Source organism: Hungatella hominis, assembly GCF_014288005.1.
Classification (GTDB): Bacteria; Bacillota; Clostridia; order Lachnospirales; family Lachnospiraceae; genus Hungatella; species Hungatella effluvii.
Genome location: NZ_JACOPB010000001.1, coordinates 129,657 through 146,847, shown reverse-complemented (window position 1 = coordinate 146,847; position 17,191 = coordinate 129,657). Strand labels below are relative to the sequence as shown.

Below are 17,191 nucleotides of genomic sequence, written 5' to 3'. Positions count from 1 at the left end.
CTTATTCAATCCTCAACTTTCCATTCTCATCAAAGTATATATGGTTTTCTGTATCTAAGAACGCGGGATACTTTACATTGCATAGCCCCTCTGCTTGCAGCCACTCTAACACGGCAGTCTTGGAGACGAAAGGTTCTATTGCGTGTTCCGCCTTGAGCAACTTAACCAGAAGACTATTCCAGTCGTCATCAGCATAATCATCACAAACGAAAATCGAGTGCGGCACCTCAAAGGATGACGACATCATCTTTATCGTATTGATTCCCACGGAAATTATACTAGCAATACTTTCCAACAAAAATGGGGTCCAAGGAATGTTGAGCGTTGGATACCAGCTAAAGTCCTTGATGTTTACGACTGCAAGGTATCCATTATGTGCTGCGGTTGCCTCAGTGATGTTATCGGAAATAGTCTGATACATCCCCTCATTGATTCCTATGCTTTCAAATCTCCTTAAGGTGTTTTCATCCACTCTAACGAATTCAGGCTGCATTATATCAAGAAGATACGAAAGGCTCACATAATGAACGGCATTCTGCTTGCAAAGATCAACAAAGTCATTAAGCTCGATAGTATCCATGCCTTCAAGGTGCTTAAGCAGAACAAATTTATTTGTTATTTCTCCAATATTTTCCTTTGCAATATAAGGACGGGAGAAATGGTAATCTTGGACAAACATATGCTGAAGAATACCGAACAGTTTTCCATGGCTCTGTATATCATTCCTAATCATGAACTTCGGAAAAAGATTCATAAACTCATCCTGCAAATATCTTGCGGAAACAGGAATGTCGTGAATATTCGTATCAAGATATTTTTTAATTCTATCCCGATCATCTTCAGTAATAGTCAATTTGCTTGCATGCATGAAGTAACCGTTGTCTAAGCCAATGACGTCAGGACAGCGGGGCAAAACGAAAGCCAGGTTATAGTCCTTCCAGCCGGGAAACTCCGCAAAGATTTCAGACTTGTGTAAAATGCCGGCAGCCTCCACAAAGGCATTAAGTTCATCCGCTACATTTACGTTGCGCTCCTTGGAAATGTAATCCCGGTGAGAAGCATATGGACAATTATACAGCTTCATAATCCCCTGCAAAGCATAGCGGTTCGTTATTGCGGTGCCTTTTAACACATCCTCAAGTGCTGCAAAAATTTCATAGTATGCAAGTGCCGATTTGGGGCTAGACTCAATATATGCGAAGATCTCATCAACAATGCTTCTATCTACGGTGATGTAATCTCTGTGGATATATTTGCCTCTGTCGATTAAAACGCCATAGTCCATAACTTTAGCGTCAATAGCGCGGGGAGTCATATACCCCTTTTCTCCAAAGAATTCAACTAGGTATTTTACAAACTGCCCACCGTCCGTTTGGTCTGCAATTTTATATCCGTTCTGGAAACGTTTTTTCAGAACACAGTCGCACATTTGAACGACAGTAAGCCGCTCTTTATAGGAGTAAAGTCCCGTTTCTCTGTACTGTTTTGCAGCCACAAGCATAAACAGTTCCGGAGAGAGGCTGTATTCACGTGCTCGGGATTCAAGTTCTCTTTTCAGATCAGCTGTTTCAATCAAATCCGGAAGACTGTTGACAACTTCCTCTGTGATCCTATTGTCAGTGTCAGGAAGCGCATTCTCTGTACCTTCTTTGCTGAATACGATAATTGCATTATAATTACTGTCATAATGTGCTATATTGGTGTCCAGCAAGTATGTTTTTCCTTTATCCGCAGTTCGTGTTGCGCAGTGCCAAAGAATATTTCCATATTTTACACCGATGGTCTCTATAATCTCATCTTTTAGGAGAACGTGCTCTCCATTACGATAAGCTGAAATCAAACCCAAAAGATTATATCTAATTTCTGAAAGTCGGCTGTTAATAATTTCGAAAGCCTTCTTCTCAAGCTGACGCACTCTTTCTCTGGTCAAGCCACATTGTTGAGCAATTTCCTCAAGTGTGCGACCAGAAGCACGCTCAGATAACACATCGAAAACACGAGTATTCTTACAATCGTTCTGGTCAAATGCCCTCTTACAAAGCCCGGTAAGTTCAGCTTCCCCCATCCAGGTCTGGAATGCTGTTAGTTCATTTGCAAGTACATTGACATTTCCCTCTAATATTTCCAGCTGGTTTTCAACTAAATCAGCATAATGTTCCACCGTTACACCTTGCTTCATGAGTGGTTTAAACTCCTGCGAAACGAGCCTATTTTGAAAAACGCAGTAGAGGCGCATAAAAGGAAGTAACTCGTTAGAGTAGATTGCGCAGTCCCAATTAGCCATAGCACACTTCGCAAGGTCCACAATATTTTGGTTGAATGTAATCTTATAATTGAAGTCTGCAAACATTTTGATAATACTTTCAACATATTCCCACCGATCTCCACGCAATAATTCAATGCATAACTCGTTCTCCAACACATCTGCAGCCGCTAATGTTTTAGCAAAGAAGCTTTTCTCACTTTCAGTCAGTTCATCCAGTATGTATTGATTCCCACAAAGCATTGATTCAATTATAGGCCGGACAACTTTTAACCTAACAGAAGGAACGGGGTTGAATGATGAGGCCATCTTTTGTCCTATTCCCTTATGGGAAATATACCTCAGCCCGTTTTCAATTTCCCTAATAGATTTTGCGCCAAGGCTTTTTATTTGACTTAATCTCAATGGGGTCGACAAGAGCAACTTTTTAAGAGTCTGATAGCCATTTTTTCTAAGGGCATTCAAGGACCGCAACGATAGCGAAACAGAGTATACGGTGTATAGATCTGTCTCTACCATAATATCGGCATAGTCATCAGCATTTAGGCCAAAAATATCGGCATATGTAGGTTCAGATTCCTCTGCAGTATTCTTAAGCTCAGAAGTATCATCAGTAACGTAAATTACCTGATTGACCTCTGCATCATAAATCCTAACTATAGTTTGCGCATCTAAACTCGATTTCTCACCTATCTTCTCTACCCCCTCGATTACAAGTTCTTCGTTTGGGGTAAAAAAAGCCAATCTTTCCTTAGTCTCAGTTTCTGACTTATCCAACAATATTCCAGCTTCAATAATGGATCGAAGCCTCTTAACCTCACTCTTATCACGACCGAATTGTGAACGATAAGCAACATAGTCGACCGATGTAATTTCATAAGAAAATATCTTTCCAGTAATATTACAATAGGTTAGAAAGTCCTTATATTCAATTGGCACTATATCTACAATTTTGAGATGTTGCTGTATTTCTGGTGAAGGTATCATTTCCTTTTCCTTTTTGCTTGACTATTAGAGTTCGATAGAATTAAGGCTCTACCCCAGTTTTCTTAGCTCATATAATAATGTACTATCCTTACTCATTTTTTCATGAGACGCATTTCACTCCCAAAAAATCATAACAAGGAATATTCTCGTTTCATCAAATAATATTCAACTCTTTTTCCCCTTTTCATCGGGTTTTAATAAGTTGCTTAACGTTTCAATCATTTCAGACATAAGGTCTACTATAGTTACCATATAAGGCAAGAATTGAACTTTAATAAGGATACACTTAATCCGAGTATAAGCGCCTACCTTTCTATTATACTCAAAATGCTTAAAAATACAACAAATTTCGAACCTCTTATGCTCAAAAATTTGAGCAGTAATGCACAGTGACGTTTCGAAACAAGCATTGTTTTTGTTTGGTAAACATCAAATAACAAAGTGTACAAAAAAGCAACCTGTATTCTGAATATTATTGTTGGCTGCTATCGACATATTTTTATATGGTACCTAAACGTATTGATTTTAATTGTGCGACAATCTCTTTTCCTCGATTTTTCGCCAAAAACCACTATATCTTGTGGTCTAACCCCCTCTATTTCCCTTTCAAACCACAATTCCGCATCATTATTACCGACTCAACATGCTCCGTCCCCGGAAACATATCCACCCCCCACGCCACTTTCGCCTCATACCCCATCTTCCTAAACACCGCCAAATCCCTGGCCAGCGTATCCGGGCCGCATGACACATAGACCACTTTTTCCGGTTTCATCTTAACTACCGCCTGAATAAATTCTTCCGTGCTTCCACTCCTTGGCGGATCCATAAAAACGACATCAGCATGTTCTCCATTGTCCGCCATCCTGCTCATGAACGCACCGGCATCGTTACAATAGAACTGCACATTCTTAATCCCATTAATCTTAGCATTCTGAGCTGCGTCCCGAACTGCATCGCGGTTTAATTCCACGCCGATCACCTGGCCTGCCTCCTGACTTGCCACGATCCCAATCGTACCAATACCGCAGTACGCGTCAATCACCGTTTCTTTCCCCTTAAGTGCGGCCAGCTCCATCGCTTTCCGATAGAGCACCTCTGTCTGTACCGGATTTACCTGATAAAATGATTTAGAAGAGATCCGGAAACGGAAGCCGCACAGGATGTCCTCAATATAGCCTTTGCCGTACAGCACATTCTCCCGGTCACCGAGTACCATACTGGTGTCCCTGCCGTTTACATTCTGAACAATCGTCGTAATTTCCGGATGCTTTTCTCTCAATGCCCGTACAAAATTATTCTTTGAAGGAAATACAGGAGAAGCGGTGACCAGAACGACCATAATTTCACCCGTTGTGAATCCCCGCCGTATCAAAACATGACGAAGGAGACCATATCCCGTGTCCTCATCATACGTTTTAATCTTAAATGATTTTAACATGCCTCTGATGGTTCCAATTATCTCATCCGCTTTTTGATCCTCAATCAGACAGGACTCCACGGGAACGACACGATGAGTATTCGCCTCGTACACCCCTGAGACGGGATTTCCCTTTTTATCATGGTCAAAAACAGCGTGTACCTTGTTTCTGTAATGGAAAGGATCCTTCATTCCAATAATTGGCTGCACCTTACAATAGGGCTTCAACAGTTCCTCCAGCTTTGTCTGCTTGATCTTCAGCTGTTTTTCATAAGGCATATCCAGAAGCTGACATCCGCCGCAGCGCAAAAACACAGGACATGCAGAAGTATTCTTTCTGACTGGCTGCCTGTCCGCTTTTATTCCTTCCCTGCTCTGTAAATTGGAGTTCCCGCCAGAAGCACTGTTCCGGCCTGTATCGTACTTCGGTTTCTGGCTGTCATTGCCCCATTTTCCTTTTCCGCCTGCTCTTTGCTCCTTTTTAGGCCCTTTTTTCTGATCCGACGATTTCTCCCCCGAATCCGGCTTTCGTCCCATCTTCCTGCCTGTATTGGGCACTTTATTCTTCTCCTGCCTTGAACTGCTGTCTTTTGCAGCTTTATCATCACGCTTTCCTTTTGTCGCCTTTTCTGTCACTACTCTTGGTCTTTCCGCTTTCAGCCGGTTTTCAATCATTTGATTTTGCCTTCCTTTTTCTTCTTTTATGTTCATGGCGTATTTGGCTCCCTCCAACACTTTCCGCTGCTAAACTGCCAAATATGATAACTTCCTAAATATAATATTCAGCAAAAGCCTTTCTATCGTTACAATCAATCGATAACCATTCCCTCTATAGAACTTATTATAATACAAGACGCTGTATAAAACCATCGAAAAAAACATTGCCCCGTCAATCCTGTATCAGTTACAGTTCACGGCCCATTTGTCCGTCTCCTCCGTCCGTTCTGCTTACCGTTCTGCTTACCTCTCTGCTTACACTTGCATTTTTCCCACACTCTAGTATAATAACACCAGGATTCTTATTACTCCTTTGACAGATTTCAAACAGAAAGAGGCACTCCATATGACAAATATTACTCCTGTAGAATGTGTTACCCCCATACCAGACTTTAACTTAGACCGCACCCTATATACCGGACGGCCCGCAAATCCTGCCGGGCGTCTTAATAAAGAGATACACACTTACGATCTCCTGGACAAGCTGGGAATCACCTATCAGCGTCTGGATCATGATCCGACCGCTACGATAGAAGCATGCCATGATATCGATGCGCTTTTAAACACAAATATCTGTAAAAATTTATTTCTGCGCAATGCACAGAAAAACAGTTTTTATCTTCTCATGATCCCGGGACATAAAAAATTTCGGACGGCAGTCCTGTCAAAACAAATTGGATCAGCCAGACTCTCATTTGCAGAACCGGAATTTATGGAAGAGTATCTGAACATAACGCCTGGCTCCGTCTCCGTTCTGGGCCTGATGAATGATAAAGGAAACCGTGTCCGCCTGCTGATTGACAAGGCTATTCTTGAACAGGAATTTCTCGGCTGTCATCCTTGTATCAATACGTCCAGTTTAAAAATCCGCACCTCGGACATTATCGAAATTTTCTTACCCTGCATCAATCATGCCTACACTCTGGTAGATCTGCCCGACGATCAGAATTAGAAATCCCTCCTTATAATTTCCCCCATCATACTGCCTGCTGCATCAAAAATGGCCGCGTTTTCAACGCAGCCATTTTTTCTTATCCTTATTCCAATCCCCTTTTCATTTCTCTTCTTCTCGCCTACTCCTCATACCAGGCAATCCGATTTTTCCCCTCCTGTTTCGCCCGGTACATGGCCTGATCGGCTTTGGAAAACAGTTCCTGATACTCTTCGTCCGGCTCCCCGGTGCTTGCGGCGATTCCGATACTCACAGAAATCCGGTGTTCACCTTCCTTCGTAAAATCCGCTGTGCCGTTTAAAAGCTTCATCGCCCTCGTTTTCGTCTCGCCGCACTCGGAATAGACCACGAATTCATCGCCTCCCACCCGGCCAATCAAATCGGAATCCCGGAAAATTTCACGCAGCAGTTCTCCGATTTTAACGAGAATCTTATCCCCGGCCGGATGGCCGTACTGGTCATTCACATCCTTGAAATTATCGATATCAATCATGTATAAACAGCCGCGGCTGCCTCTTTTTAAGGTTTCTTCCATCATATATTCAAATGCCGTCTTATTATACACGCCGGTTAAACCGTCTCTGGTGGACTGGAAGAGAAGCTGTTCCTCCCGCTCCTTCTGTTTGGTGATATCATCCAGTTTTCCGATCAGACAAACAGGCGTGTCCGCCCCATCGTACTCTGCCCTGACGTGACAGATACACCAGCGGTATTCTTCCATATTCGCTTTCATACGAAACTCAAAGCATCTGTTTTCGCCCTGCGCCGGCGGACGCTTCACGTATTTCTCCAGCACGCTCTTTAAGAGTGGAATCTCTATCTGACCGGAAGCGTTCGGTGTAAATAGAATCGCTCCATCCCGGTATCGATACTCAAACAGGATCGTATCGGCAAACTCCCCCAGTCTCCGGTACAATGCATCCCGCACCTCCTGCCCGTCCTGCTCCTGGCCACACTCCTGCATTATCTCCTTTTCCCTTCTCACCGGATAAGAAATCACAATCATTACGGCCATTGCCGCCAAAGATACTACAAACACAGCCGCAATCAAGCCGCCTGCCGCCCCTCCGGACTGCATTCGGCAGAAGCCAAACATTCCCGCCATAATCAGGATATAGATCAGGCCGCATAAAAAAGCCCAGTTTTTCCAGGACCATTTATCCTTCCTCTTTTTTAAATATTCTGTCATCGGACATCCTCTCGCCCTATAGGCACGCACTTTCTTTTATCATTCTCTTTCGTTTTTCTAACTTATATAATAACGCTTTTTATCCGTATATGCAACCGATTTTTCTGCCATTATTACGCATATAAAACGGAATGTTGGGAAAGATTATCCTTTATGATTAACCATAGAGGTGATAAGAATGAATGAACAGTTTGTCAGAAACAGAATTACAGAGCTCCGTTTGAAAAAGGATGTCTCGGAATACCAGATGAGTCTGGATCTTGGTAAAAATAAGAGTTACATTCAGGGTATTTCCTCTGGCCGCTCCATGCCTTCCATGAAACAATTCTTCGAAATATGCGATTACCTGGAAATTACGCCGCTGGAATTCTTTGATACCGAAATGGCGGAACCGCCACAGTTCCGCAGGGCCGTGGAGTTGCTGAAAGAACTGGATCAAGAGGATTGGGAAGCGATTATTCCGCTTCTGATGCGGCTTCGTAAAGAAATAACCCAAAAACAGGCGGAACCATAGCGATCGTGAATTCCCGTCAGGAAGACGATGAAAATCTATTTTTCACCGCCCCTGACAGGATCCACACCGCATGGCTCCGCCTTATATCGTTTATATGCTTTTTTATTTACGCCTGCTTATACCGCCCTCGTATTTTCCTTCAGCCATTCAGCCTCTTCCGCTGTCAAATACGGGGATATCTTCTCATATACTGCGCTGTGGTAGCTGTTTAAGAGTTCCACATCCCGCTCGTTCATCAGGGATTTATCGAGTGCTTCCAAATCAATCGGCACAAAAGTCAGAAACTCAAATTCCATAAACTGGCCGTATTCGTTCTTCTCTGCCTTCTTACAGACAATAAGATTTTCCGTACGTACGCCGTGGCTGCCTTCAATATATATGCCCGGCTCGTCTGAAGTCACCATGCCTTCTTCCAGTACACAGTTGTCCTGGCGCTCCGGCACCATACGCCAGCGAATACCGTTGGGGCGTTCGTGAACATTTAACAGGTAACCTACCCCATGGCCGGTTCCGTGGTCAAAGTTCAGCCCTCTGCTCCAGAGCGGCTCTCTCGCCACATAATCCAGGGTAAGTCCTCTGCACCCATATAAGAACTTTACAGCGGCCAGACGCAGCATACTGATGACGCTCAGGGTAAAATGTTCCCGTTCTGCTTCCGTCGTCTCCCCCAGGGAGATCGTTCTCGTCACATCGGTTGTTCCCTCATAATACTGTCCGCCGGAATCTACCAGATAGAGTCCTTTTGGCTCCAGAGTCGCATTGCTCTCCGGCGTCGCGGAATAGTGGCACATCGCCGCATTTGCCCCATAAGCGGATATGGTATGGAACGAAAGCCCCAGATTCCCCTCCTGCTCTGCGCGCAGATTATCCAGGTAATGCTCCGCGTCAAGCTCGGTGATCGTCTGCTTTCCAATATTCTTTTTCAGCCAGCAGATAAACTTTACCATAGCCACACCATCTTTGATATGGGCCTTCTTCATATTTTCGATCTCAACCGGATTTTTGACTGCTTTGGCCGGAGCGGTCGGATTCATACGGTCAACAACTGCATTGGATTCATCCAGATTGCTGATGATCGCATAGTTGGTCTTCGCTGTCTCCAGAAGCACCTTTTGGCCCTTTAACTGGCTCACCGCATCGTAAATATCATTGTACGGCCGCACGGTAACGCCCAGCTCTTTTAAATAGGATTTCACTTCGCTGTCCAGAACCGCCTCATTGATAAATAAATAGAACCGTTCCATCGTCACCAATGCATAGGAAAGGACTACCGGATTGCAGACGACGTCATTTCCACGGATATTTAACAGCCACACGATATCATCAAGCGTGGTGAGGACGTGGACCGTGGTCTTCTCCTTCTTCATCGCTTCCCTTAAATCAGCAATCTTATCCGCTGCTGATTTGCCCGCGTAGTTTTCTTTTAAAATCCAGACCGGTTCAGCAGATAACGCCGGACGGTCTTCCCAGATGAGATCCACCAGGTCTTCCTTCCAGGAAAATTTCACGTGCTTGTCTTCCAGAAGTTCTTCCAGCTTCTCTCCCAGCTGGCTGTTGACGACACGGCCGTCGAAACCCAGGGTTCCGTTCTGAGGCATAACCTCTGCCAGATACTCTTCCTCGGTCGGAACGCCCTCCTGACCCGATTTCATGAGGAGCACGCCGGTTCCCTCCAGCTGCTTCGCCGCCTGTACGAAATACCGGCCGTCGGTCCAGAGTCTCGCCTCTGTCTGCGTGATAATCGCCGTACCGGCGGACCCTGTAAAACCAGTTATAAATTTCCTGCATTTAAAATAATCGCCCACGTATTCCGACTCATGAAAATCGGAGGTTGGAATCATGTAAGCGTCAATCTGGCGCTCCGCCATCAGGCTTCGTAATGCTGCAATTCTCTCTTGAATCATAACCTTTCGTCTCCTTTTGCTTCATAATAATTCTCGATTGCCGCCGTTATGCCCTCGCTGTAAGTCGGATGGGCCCTCATGGCAAGCATGAGCTGATCCGCTGTCAGGCCATTTGCGATAGCAGTCGCCATCTCACTGATCATATCAGTGGCCCGCGGACAGACGATCTGAGCGCCGACAATGGTTCCGGAATATTCCTCAAAAATCAGATGAATAAATCCGCTCTGTTCTCTGGTAATGATGGATTTGCCATTACCGCTCATGGAGTAGCGCCCGCAGCGCACCTTCATGTTATGGGCCTTCGCTTCTTCCACCGTAATTCCGACGGAAGCAATCTCCGGCTCGGTATAAATACATCCCGGCACGACCGGAAGTTCCACAAACATGCCATTCGGAACCACGGAAAGCCGTATGGTGTGATGCACGCCCGCGATCTTTTCAACCACATAAGTACCCTCGGCCGCCGCCACATGAGCCAGCATCTTGCCGGCCGTCACATCGCCGATGGCGTAAATGCCGGGTTCACTGGTCCTGAACTCCGAATCCGTCTTAAGACATCCGTCTTCCATGGCAAGGCTGACATCCCGTCCAAAAAGTCCGTCCAGATTCGGCTTTCGGCCTGCTGCCAGGAGAATCTGGCCGGAACGGATCGTCCGCACCTCTCCATCCGCCTCATAAACGCAGATGAGTCCCTGTTCCTCCTCGCGGATTTCCAGGACCTTTGCCTCACACTGGACAGCGATTCCTTTCCGTCTCAGTTCATTTTCCAGGACCTCGGAAACCTCATTGTCCATAGGTCCCAGTAAATGCTCCCGGCTTTCGATAATCGTCACATGGGAGCACAGCGCCTGGAATATCGTTGCGAATTCCACTCCGATCACGCCGCCGCCAATAATCGTGAGACGATCGTAATTCCAGGTATCAGAAGCCAGCAGCCGGTCACTCGTCAGAACGCCCAGCAGCATCGCTCCCGGAATATCCGGTATCACCGGTTTTGCCCCCGTTGCGATGATGATGTGATCTGCCTCGTAATAATCTTTACCTGAAGGACTGTTGACCTCTACGGTCCGTCCCCGGCGGATCGTCGCCGTTCCCTCGATATAGTCGACCCCCGCATTTTCAATCGATTCCCGAACTTCCTTCCGGTACTCTTTTACAGAACGTTTCTTATAGTCCTGCATTTTCTTAAAGTCAAAAGAAATGAAATCAGCCGATACTCCAAATACATCACAGCTCTGAAACGCCGCAAACATACTGGAGGCATGAAGCAGAGCCTTCGTCGGAATACACCCCTTATTGACACAGGTCCCGCCCAGTTTTTCCTTCTCTGCAATTGCAGTCTTAAGCCCCAGCCCTGCTGCCTTAAACGCAGCCGTATAACCGCCGGGCCCGCCGCCTATGATAAAGATATCATAATGTTTTGCCATGCTACTTATTTCCTTCCCTGTATAGTATCATAAAAGTAATGCCACACACCCTTATAACCGGATCAGCCCAAAATGCACACAGGCATTGCGGATTCCATCCGAATTCACGGCATCAGTCACATAATCCGCGGCTTCCTTAAGCTCTTCCATGGCGTTTCCCATGGCGATTCCGATGCCTGCCGTCTTCACGATATCGTAATCGTTCATGCTGTCCCCAAAGGCCACCGTACTGGAAAGAGGGATATTAAAATAGTCGCAGAGGCGGATCAGCCCCATAGCCTTGCTGGCTGTCTTCTCCACCACATCCGCGCCCCGTTTTTCCGCGAACATGTGCACATTTACCTCGGGAAACCGGGCCCCCATGGCTTTTGCGCCCTTTTCATCTCCAATGTATGCCATTGTCCTGACATCCAAATCAGGAAGCTTCCACGGGTCCGCAAACCGGCGTCCGCATTCTCCCCACAGATCCGTATCGTGACGGTTCACCACTTCCGGATGCACGTAGTAATCATACCCGCCCACACTGGCTCCCACGCTGCAGGCTGCATCATTCTGTGCATAGGCAATGATCTGCCTCATCAGTTCCTTATCAAACAGATGCTCGTAAATAATCGTGTCCCCCACCGTAATCTTCGTTCCATTCAAATGAATGATGGCATCCGGCCTGATCTGTTCCTTTAACACAATGCTGAAGCTGGAATCCATATCACGGCCGGTGGCCAGCACAATGGTGTAATTCTCCCGGAGCCGTTCCAGGGTCTCCATGGCGCTGTCCGGTATCGTCCAGTCCTTATGGTCCAAAAGTGTCATATCTACATCAAAACTCACGATCGGTTTCATATTCTTTCTCACCTGTCTTTTCTCCATGAATCATATCGTCCTTACCATCATATCTTAAAATATAAAATATTTCAACAAATATACTTTTCAAATCGCAAACTTTCTGCTATAATACCATAGTGACCAGAAACGGAGTATGGCGTAGCTTGGTAGCGCGCTCGGCTGGGGGCCGAGAGGTCGCAGGTTCAAATCCTGTTACTCCGATTCACACAGAAGTGTTGGATTGTCTTTATTTATAAGGCTTCTGACACTTTTTTTATTATCCAAAAACGCCTTATTTTTTGAAGACAGTTGAAGACAATTATTACTTCTATAGATATTTAAGCGTCATTTCTTTGGTCGTATGGCCTAACCACCTTCTGATCTCATCCAATTTCCTTTTATAAACAGCAGACCTGGCAAGCCTGCATCTCTAGGCAATTGGGGAATCTCAGAAGTTCCACTCATTCTGACTCATTGCTAATCTCCTGCATATAAGCCAGAGAACCTATGCTGATTATGAGCTTGGCAAAACAAATCTGGGCATTCTGACCAGGCCAAAAATCATAGCAGAAATTATCTCTTTCCTTCTTGATAATACAGATAATCCGTTCAAAAAGGGGCTGTAAAAAATGGAATTGATCTAATTCCATTTTTCCACAGCCCTTCCATTTTTATAAACATGCAGGAGAACAGCCATAAAGAGCGTATATTTCCCCTTATCCCAACAAAAGTATGCTGTTTCTTTTTTAAGCTACTTCCCTTAGCCTCTTCTGTTTATTTGAAAATGAAGTATCACTTATACTTATATAAATCTTTTTTTCTAACCCTACGAACTACCTTTTTTCTTCTTATAAAAATTTTTATATCGTTAATTAGTTCAATAATTGCTACTACTATAAAAATAATCGCCAAGATAAACAAAATAACAGCGCCTATTCCAACAAAATATAGAGTAAGCCTATTATTCATGCCAAAATATACTACACTGGCATATGTAAATAGAGCGTATGCTATATAAATAATAGGAAGTACTGTCGAGAACTTCTCTGTTGTACTCTTAGCTATAAATTTTTCAATATAATTCGGTTCTATATACCCAATTTCACTTCTCAATTTTTGATTATTGTGCTTAATATCTTTGTAAAACTTTTCATAGGCAGCTACAGTACCTTTATGATCTATCAGTGATTCTTCGAGCTTACTAAATAGTTTTTTGGTTTCTCCTGTAACATACTTATCATAAGCTTTTATTCTAGTCTTTACCTGGCTCACATAATTATCATAGGCCGTACACGTAAAATTAAGTTTTTCCCCCCATACAAGAGCTGGATAATAGAATTTATTATAGGATATCTCGAGTTTATTCGTTGAACGTTTTTTATATATCTCATAATGCGTTATTATGAATGTTAATGATGCAGTTATTATTGATACTATAATATTTCCGAATATTTCCATAGTAACTCTCCAATTACAGCGGTAATCCTGCTGCTTATCCATTGTATATTAAAAAGATTTATATGACCCCCGGTAAAAGTGCCCAATGGTTCTAATCCATATGATGAATTGTACCATTTTATTTCCCGCTAAGCTCCCTGATCAAATCATTCAGGGTGCATACCCGTCCATTTTGATCCTCCAGCGAATACGTCTCCTGGTTGGCCTTCTTCGAGAAAAATTTAATCAGCTCCTCGAGGCTGTTCAGCAGAACGCCTTCCACCTCACACTTATGCCAGAATACGCCGGACTTATTCACCGTAAGAAACGCCTCCTCGTATAAGGTATTGCTGAGCGGCGTGCAGGAAAACCCGCACATTTTATCTTCTGTGATGCTCTCTGCCAGATCTTTATTTACGATCTCACCGTTTGTCCCAGTACAGAATTGGTAAAGCTTATCTGTAATCTCCGGAAACCATTCTTCTTCCCAGAATTTCTTAAATTCCCCGCACTCTTTTTTTCTCTTTCTGTTTGCTATATAATATGTAGTTGACATTGGTTTCCTCCCACATTTTATTTCACTGCATATGACAATCCATTAACCCGTTTATAGATTGAAAAACTGCCTGGTATTTCTAAGCGCTGCCTGCTCCACGGCTTCAACGTCTGTATTTTTGACTGCGGCAATTTTTTCTGCCACATATTTTATATTTACCGGAACATTTCGCCGCGGCAGCCCCTTGATATTCAGCGGTGTCAAATAGGGCGCGTCCGTTTCGATCATCAGCCGGTCGAGGGGGATGCTTTTGACGGCCTCCACTACCTCCCTGTTCCTCCTGTCATCACAGATCCAGCCTGTGATTCCGATATAACATCCCAGCTGTAAATACCGGTATGCCGTTCCCCTTGAACCGGTAAAACAATGCACAACGCTTCTCCGGCACAGCTCCTGATGCTGTTTCATCAATTTTATAAAGTCCTGTTCCGCGCTCCGCTCGTGAAGAAAAAGCGGCAGTTCCAGGCTCTCGGCAATGTCGAGAATATCCGAAAAACACCGTTTCTGATTTTCCTTAGTGGAGAACATTCTGTCGTAATCCAGGCCAGCCTCCCCCACAGCGGCCACGATTCCGCGGTTGCGCTGAATCAGCTCCAACAGCTGTTTCTTATAATTCTCGTCCCATCGGTCAGCATTGTGCGGGTGAATTCCGCAGGTGCACCATGCATGCTCAAATCTGCTTTTTTTCAGATAATCGACCGCCGCGCGGTCTGATTTTAGATCCGTTCCCGTCACGATAAAGCCGACACCGGCTGCAAACGAATCGGCTGCAACCGTTTCCCGGTCTGAATCGAACTGCTTTCCCATCAAATTTAATCCTATATCAATATATTTTAACTCCATATCGTTCCTTTCGGGAATGATGCGGCATCATTCCAATCCTTATCTTTTCGTCAGAGGAAAGCAAAGCTCCAGGCTCTCCAGCTTCTGATTCAGCAGCTCCATACTTTCCACTTCGCTACTCGGCAGGCGGTTACTTCCATATGTATGTTCCGCCCCCATCTTTTTATACGCAAATAATCCCAGCCGGAATTCTCGTAAAACTTCAACAAGCCCGTTCCATCTCATTCACACACAAATCAAGTGAGCGAAATTGTATTTCATATAGTTTTTACCTCATATTTTTAAATGGTTCATCACTGCCGCATTCCTGGCTCAGCGGAAACAGTTCCTGTTCAATCATCTCTTTAAATGAAACATAATAATTTTCAAAGCATTCAAAACACGCCGCATTCTTCGTGCAGTGAAGGCATTCAAAGGATTTCAGTGAGCCATATTTGTTCAATATAAAGCAGCACAGCTGATGGTATGCGCCGCCTAACAGCCAGGTATTGACCCGGAGCAAATCACGCAGGATCTCCTCCTTTGCCTCAATATCCGCAGGCGTATAAAGGGGTATAAAGATACTCGGATGAATATAACTGTTGGATCCGCTCTCCACCTGGTCGATTTTAGCCATCTTCTCATCATCAGTAATCCGGCCTAAGCCATGATCTTTTGCGATATCCCTCTTGCTGATAATCGTAAAATCACCTTTAAACGCATATTTCTTATAAAGATCGTCGTATCGGTTATTCTTTTTATCATTCATGTACAGCAGAACGGATATATAATTCTCAGCGTTAATCAAATTAAACATGTCAAAAAACGCTTCCACGGAGTTCCTGGTATTTCTCCTGACAGGCAGGAAGCCGAAGCAATCCACGTCTACATTGTTCTCTCTCAGATATTTCATATTTGCCTGGAAATTATCTTTTATTAAATAAAACAGCAGATAAATTTCCTCCCTCAGCACATCCGGATACAGCTTCGCCGTCTTCATAACTGCAAAATCCAGATAGTTCATCAGGTTATATTCATCATAAAATACCGGATTAAAAACGTGCATGGAATCCTCCTGTTGTGGACCATATGGTTAATTATACCATAAATATCCATTTTATGGTTACAAAAATGTGCGGTAATGTATAAAAGCGTGCACAAATGTTATTTTTACGCCCTGAAACTGTTCCCTCACCCTATATTATCTGCCGCCTGTACGAAAATATAGCGTCAAATTATGTAAAATAGGAATCGACAATTCAAAAAAAATGCATATACTGTACTAACTAACGTTCATGAGGTGACACATGCCAGGCGGATGGTCTTATCAGTCATATCTTACGCCATATGACTCCTTCATATTTTTTAATGCAATCGGAAGACATAACGATTTCTTCTATACTCCCATAGCCGTAGCAACGCAGGTAGTAAATGGAACCAATTACAAATTCATGACAATCGCAGAACCGCAGACAGAAGATTTAAACCCACAGTTTGCTGTCGTAGATATTTATCAGCCACTAAACGGTGAACCGTATGTGACCAGTATAACCATGCTCTAGTTTTTCATAACTGGAGCATTCCTCTTATCCTGAATGGTATACTCAGAACCACCAGAATAAAAAATGCCGGAGTCCTCTAAAAAAGGATTTCCGGTATTTTTTCACATTGCAATTTCAGTCAAATTCTCTTTCACAATCCGTATATCTTATCCTCTCACTACACATCCTAACCAGGAGGTGATGAACATGTCCTATATTGCTCCCGCCGTCCAGGCCAAATTCGAGACGCTTTCCATCGATTTGAAAAATGAAATCCTGGAACGGAACGTGCAGATTAACACGATCTACGATCTTATCAACGTTCTGCAGGAAATCGTGAACGAAGGTCAGTAATCATGTGATCCGCACCCAGAATCCGGACCGGAACCCGATAAGCATTCATCGGCTCCGGTTCGGATTTTTTTATACATCTGTTCTGTCAAATCCATCTCAAAAACAGCACAAAACAGGAGGCCAAAAAGCTTTATAAATCCATCTTGACATTACACAATATGTAACGTTATAATAATAGTAATATATACTGCAAAAAAACATCTATACAGATGGAAAAACGACACCGCCCCGCCCCATCGGAAGATTCTGTTCTTTCGGTCTGCAAAAAGCGGTCTGCCGTAAAGGA

At 44.1% G+C, this 17,191-nt stretch carries 14 protein-coding genes and 1 tRNA gene; 5 read left to right on the top strand and 10 right to left on the bottom strand.

The window, feature by feature from the left end:
* Nucleotide 1: 1 nt before the first annotated feature.
* A complete protein-coding gene (locus H8S75_RS00660) occupies nt 2-3,250 on the bottom strand; it encodes a DNA-directed RNA polymerase subunit alpha C-terminal domain-containing protein (RefSeq protein WP_187018525.1) in 3,249 nt (1,082 codons plus the stop codon).
* A gap of 595 nt (nt 3,251-3,845) precedes the next feature.
* Complete coding sequence (rlmD, locus tag H8S75_RS00655; protein ID WP_243270140.1) at nt 3,846-5,381, bottom strand: 23S rRNA (uracil(1939)-C(5))-methyltransferase RlmD; 1,536 nt, start codon at nt 5,379-5,381, stop codon at nt 3,846-3,848.
* A gap of 352 nt (nt 5,382-5,733) precedes the next feature.
* Between rlmD and H8S75_RS00650 the strand changes: the two genes are divergently transcribed.
* On the top strand, nt 5,734-6,339 hold the full coding sequence (locus H8S75_RS00650; protein ID WP_187018523.1) for a prolyl-tRNA synthetase associated domain-containing protein: 606 nt from the start codon (nt 5,734-5,736) through the stop codon (nt 6,337-6,339).
* A 121-nt stretch (nt 6,340-6,460) separates the two neighbouring features.
* Here the strand turns inward: H8S75_RS00650 and H8S75_RS00645 are convergent, their stop codons facing one another.
* Entirely contained in the window at nt 6,461-7,528 is a 1,068-nt protein-coding gene (locus tag H8S75_RS00645; RefSeq protein WP_187018522.1) for a GGDEF domain-containing protein, read from the bottom strand.
* Nucleotides 7,529-7,706: 178 nt separating this feature from the next.
* On the opposite strand from H8S75_RS00645, the gene H8S75_RS00640 reads away from it, so the two are divergent.
* On the top strand, nt 7,707-8,042 hold the full coding sequence (locus tag H8S75_RS00640) for a helix-turn-helix transcriptional regulator (RefSeq protein WP_025531950.1): 336 nt from the start codon (nt 7,707-7,709) through the stop codon (nt 8,040-8,042).
* A 116-nt stretch (nt 8,043-8,158) separates the two neighbouring features.
* Here H8S75_RS00640 and H8S75_RS00635 read toward each other — a convergent pair whose 3' ends face one another.
* The 3 genes from H8S75_RS00635 to H8S75_RS00625 are packed head-to-tail and all read right to left on the bottom strand — an operon-like array spanning nt 8,159 to nt 12,240.
* The gene (locus H8S75_RS00635) at nt 8,159-9,946 is read right to left on the bottom strand and encodes an aminopeptidase P family protein (protein WP_187018520.1); all 1,788 of its coding nucleotides are present in this window, start codon (nt 9,944-9,946) and stop codon (nt 8,159-8,161) included.
* Nucleotides 9,943-11,373: a dihydrolipoyl dehydrogenase gene (gene lpdA, locus H8S75_RS00630; RefSeq protein ID WP_187018518.1), complete on the bottom strand. Its 1,431-nt coding sequence runs from the start codon at nt 11,371-11,373 to the stop codon at nt 9,943-9,945. Before lpdA ends, H8S75_RS00635 begins: the two co-directional genes overlap by 4 nt.
* A gap of 51 nt (nt 11,374-11,424) precedes the next feature.
* Nucleotides 11,425-12,240 (bottom strand): Cof-type HAD-IIB family hydrolase, encoded by an 816-nt coding sequence (locus H8S75_RS00625; RefSeq protein WP_187018516.1) that lies wholly within the window; start codon nt 12,238-12,240, stop codon nt 11,425-11,427.
* A gap of 103 nt (nt 12,241-12,343) precedes the next feature.
* Here H8S75_RS00625 and H8S75_RS00620 point away from each other — a divergent pair.
* Nucleotides 12,344-12,417, top strand: a tRNA-Pro gene (locus H8S75_RS00620).
* 570 nt (nt 12,418-12,987) lie between these two features.
* Here H8S75_RS00620 and H8S75_RS00615 read toward each other — a convergent pair.
* From H8S75_RS00615 to H8S75_RS00600, 4 genes are all read right to left on the bottom strand, one after another.
* A complete protein-coding gene (locus H8S75_RS00615; protein WP_187018514.1) occupies nt 12,988-13,653 on the bottom strand; it encodes a hypothetical protein in 666 nt (221 codons plus the stop codon).
* Nucleotides 13,654-13,771: 118 nt separating this feature from the next.
* Complete coding sequence (locus H8S75_RS00610) at nt 13,772-14,188, bottom strand: hypothetical protein (protein WP_187018512.1); 417 nt, start codon at nt 14,186-14,188, stop codon at nt 13,772-13,774.
* Nucleotides 14,189-14,239: 51 nt separating this feature from the next.
* A complete protein-coding gene (locus H8S75_RS00605) occupies nt 14,240-15,031 on the bottom strand; it encodes a TatD family hydrolase (RefSeq protein ID WP_187018511.1) in 792 nt (263 codons plus the stop codon).
* Nucleotides 15,032-15,299: 268 nt separating this feature from the next.
* A complete protein-coding gene (locus H8S75_RS00600) occupies nt 15,300-16,076 on the bottom strand; it encodes a hypothetical protein (RefSeq protein WP_002603027.1) in 777 nt (258 codons plus the stop codon).
* A gap of 241 nt (nt 16,077-16,317) precedes the next feature.
* Here H8S75_RS00600 and H8S75_RS00595 point away from each other — a divergent pair, with 241 nt between their 5' ends.
* Nucleotides 16,318-16,572: a hypothetical protein gene (locus tag H8S75_RS00595; RefSeq protein ID WP_002603026.1), complete on the top strand. Its 255-nt coding sequence runs from the start codon at nt 16,318-16,320 to the stop codon at nt 16,570-16,572.
* Nucleotides 16,573-16,758: 186 nt separating this feature from the next.
* Nucleotides 16,759-16,905 (top strand): hypothetical protein, encoded by a 147-nt coding sequence (locus H8S75_RS00590; protein ID WP_022031632.1) that lies wholly within the window; start codon nt 16,759-16,761, stop codon nt 16,903-16,905.
* Nucleotides 16,906-17,191: the final 286 nt, after the last annotated feature.

Excerpts from the sequence above, each read along its gene's own strand:
- H8S75_RS00600 (WP_002603027.1), bottom strand. The coding sequence starts at position 16,076 with ATGCACGTTTTTAATCCGGTATTTTATGATGAATATAACCTGATGAAC.
- rlmD (WP_243270140.1), bottom strand. The coding sequence starts at position 5,381 with ATGAACATAAAAGAAGAAAAAGGAAGGCAAAATCAAATGATTGAAAAC.
- H8S75_RS00625 (WP_187018516.1), bottom strand. The coding sequence starts at position 12,240 with ATGGAGAAAAGACAGGTGAGAAAGAATATGAAACCGATCGTGAGTTTT.
- H8S75_RS00590 (WP_022031632.1), top strand. The coding sequence starts at position 16,759 with ATGTCCTATATTGCTCCCGCCGTCCAGGCCAAATTCGAGACGCTTTCC.
- H8S75_RS00645 (WP_187018522.1), bottom strand. The coding sequence starts at position 7,528 with ATGACAGAATATTTAAAAAAGAGGAAGGATAAATGGTCCTGGAAAAAC.
- H8S75_RS00615 (WP_187018514.1), bottom strand. The coding sequence starts at position 13,653 with ATGGAAATATTCGGAAATATTATAGTATCAATAATAACTGCATCATTA.
- H8S75_RS00640 (WP_025531950.1), top strand. The coding sequence starts at position 7,707 with ATGAATGAACAGTTTGTCAGAAACAGAATTACAGAGCTCCGTTTGAAA.
- H8S75_RS00650 (WP_187018523.1), top strand. The coding sequence starts at position 5,734 with ATGACAAATATTACTCCTGTAGAATGTGTTACCCCCATACCAGACTTT.
- H8S75_RS00660 (WP_187018525.1), bottom strand. The coding sequence starts at position 3,250 with ATGATACCTTCACCAGAAATACAGCAACATCTCAAAATTGTAGATATA.
- H8S75_RS00635 (WP_187018520.1), bottom strand. The coding sequence starts at position 9,946 with ATGATTCAAGAGAGAATTGCAGCATTACGAAGCCTGATGGCGGAGCGC.
- lpdA (WP_187018518.1), bottom strand. The coding sequence starts at position 11,373 with ATGGCAAAACATTATGATATCTTTATCATAGGCGGCGGGCCCGGCGGT.
- H8S75_RS00610 (WP_187018512.1), bottom strand. The coding sequence starts at position 14,188 with ATGTCAACTACATATTATATAGCAAACAGAAAGAGAAAAAAAGAGTGC.
- H8S75_RS00595 (WP_002603026.1), top strand. The coding sequence starts at position 16,318 with ATGCCAGGCGGATGGTCTTATCAGTCATATCTTACGCCATATGACTCC.
- H8S75_RS00605 (WP_187018511.1), bottom strand. The coding sequence starts at position 15,031 with ATGGAGTTAAAATATATTGATATAGGATTAAATTTGATGGGAAAGCAG.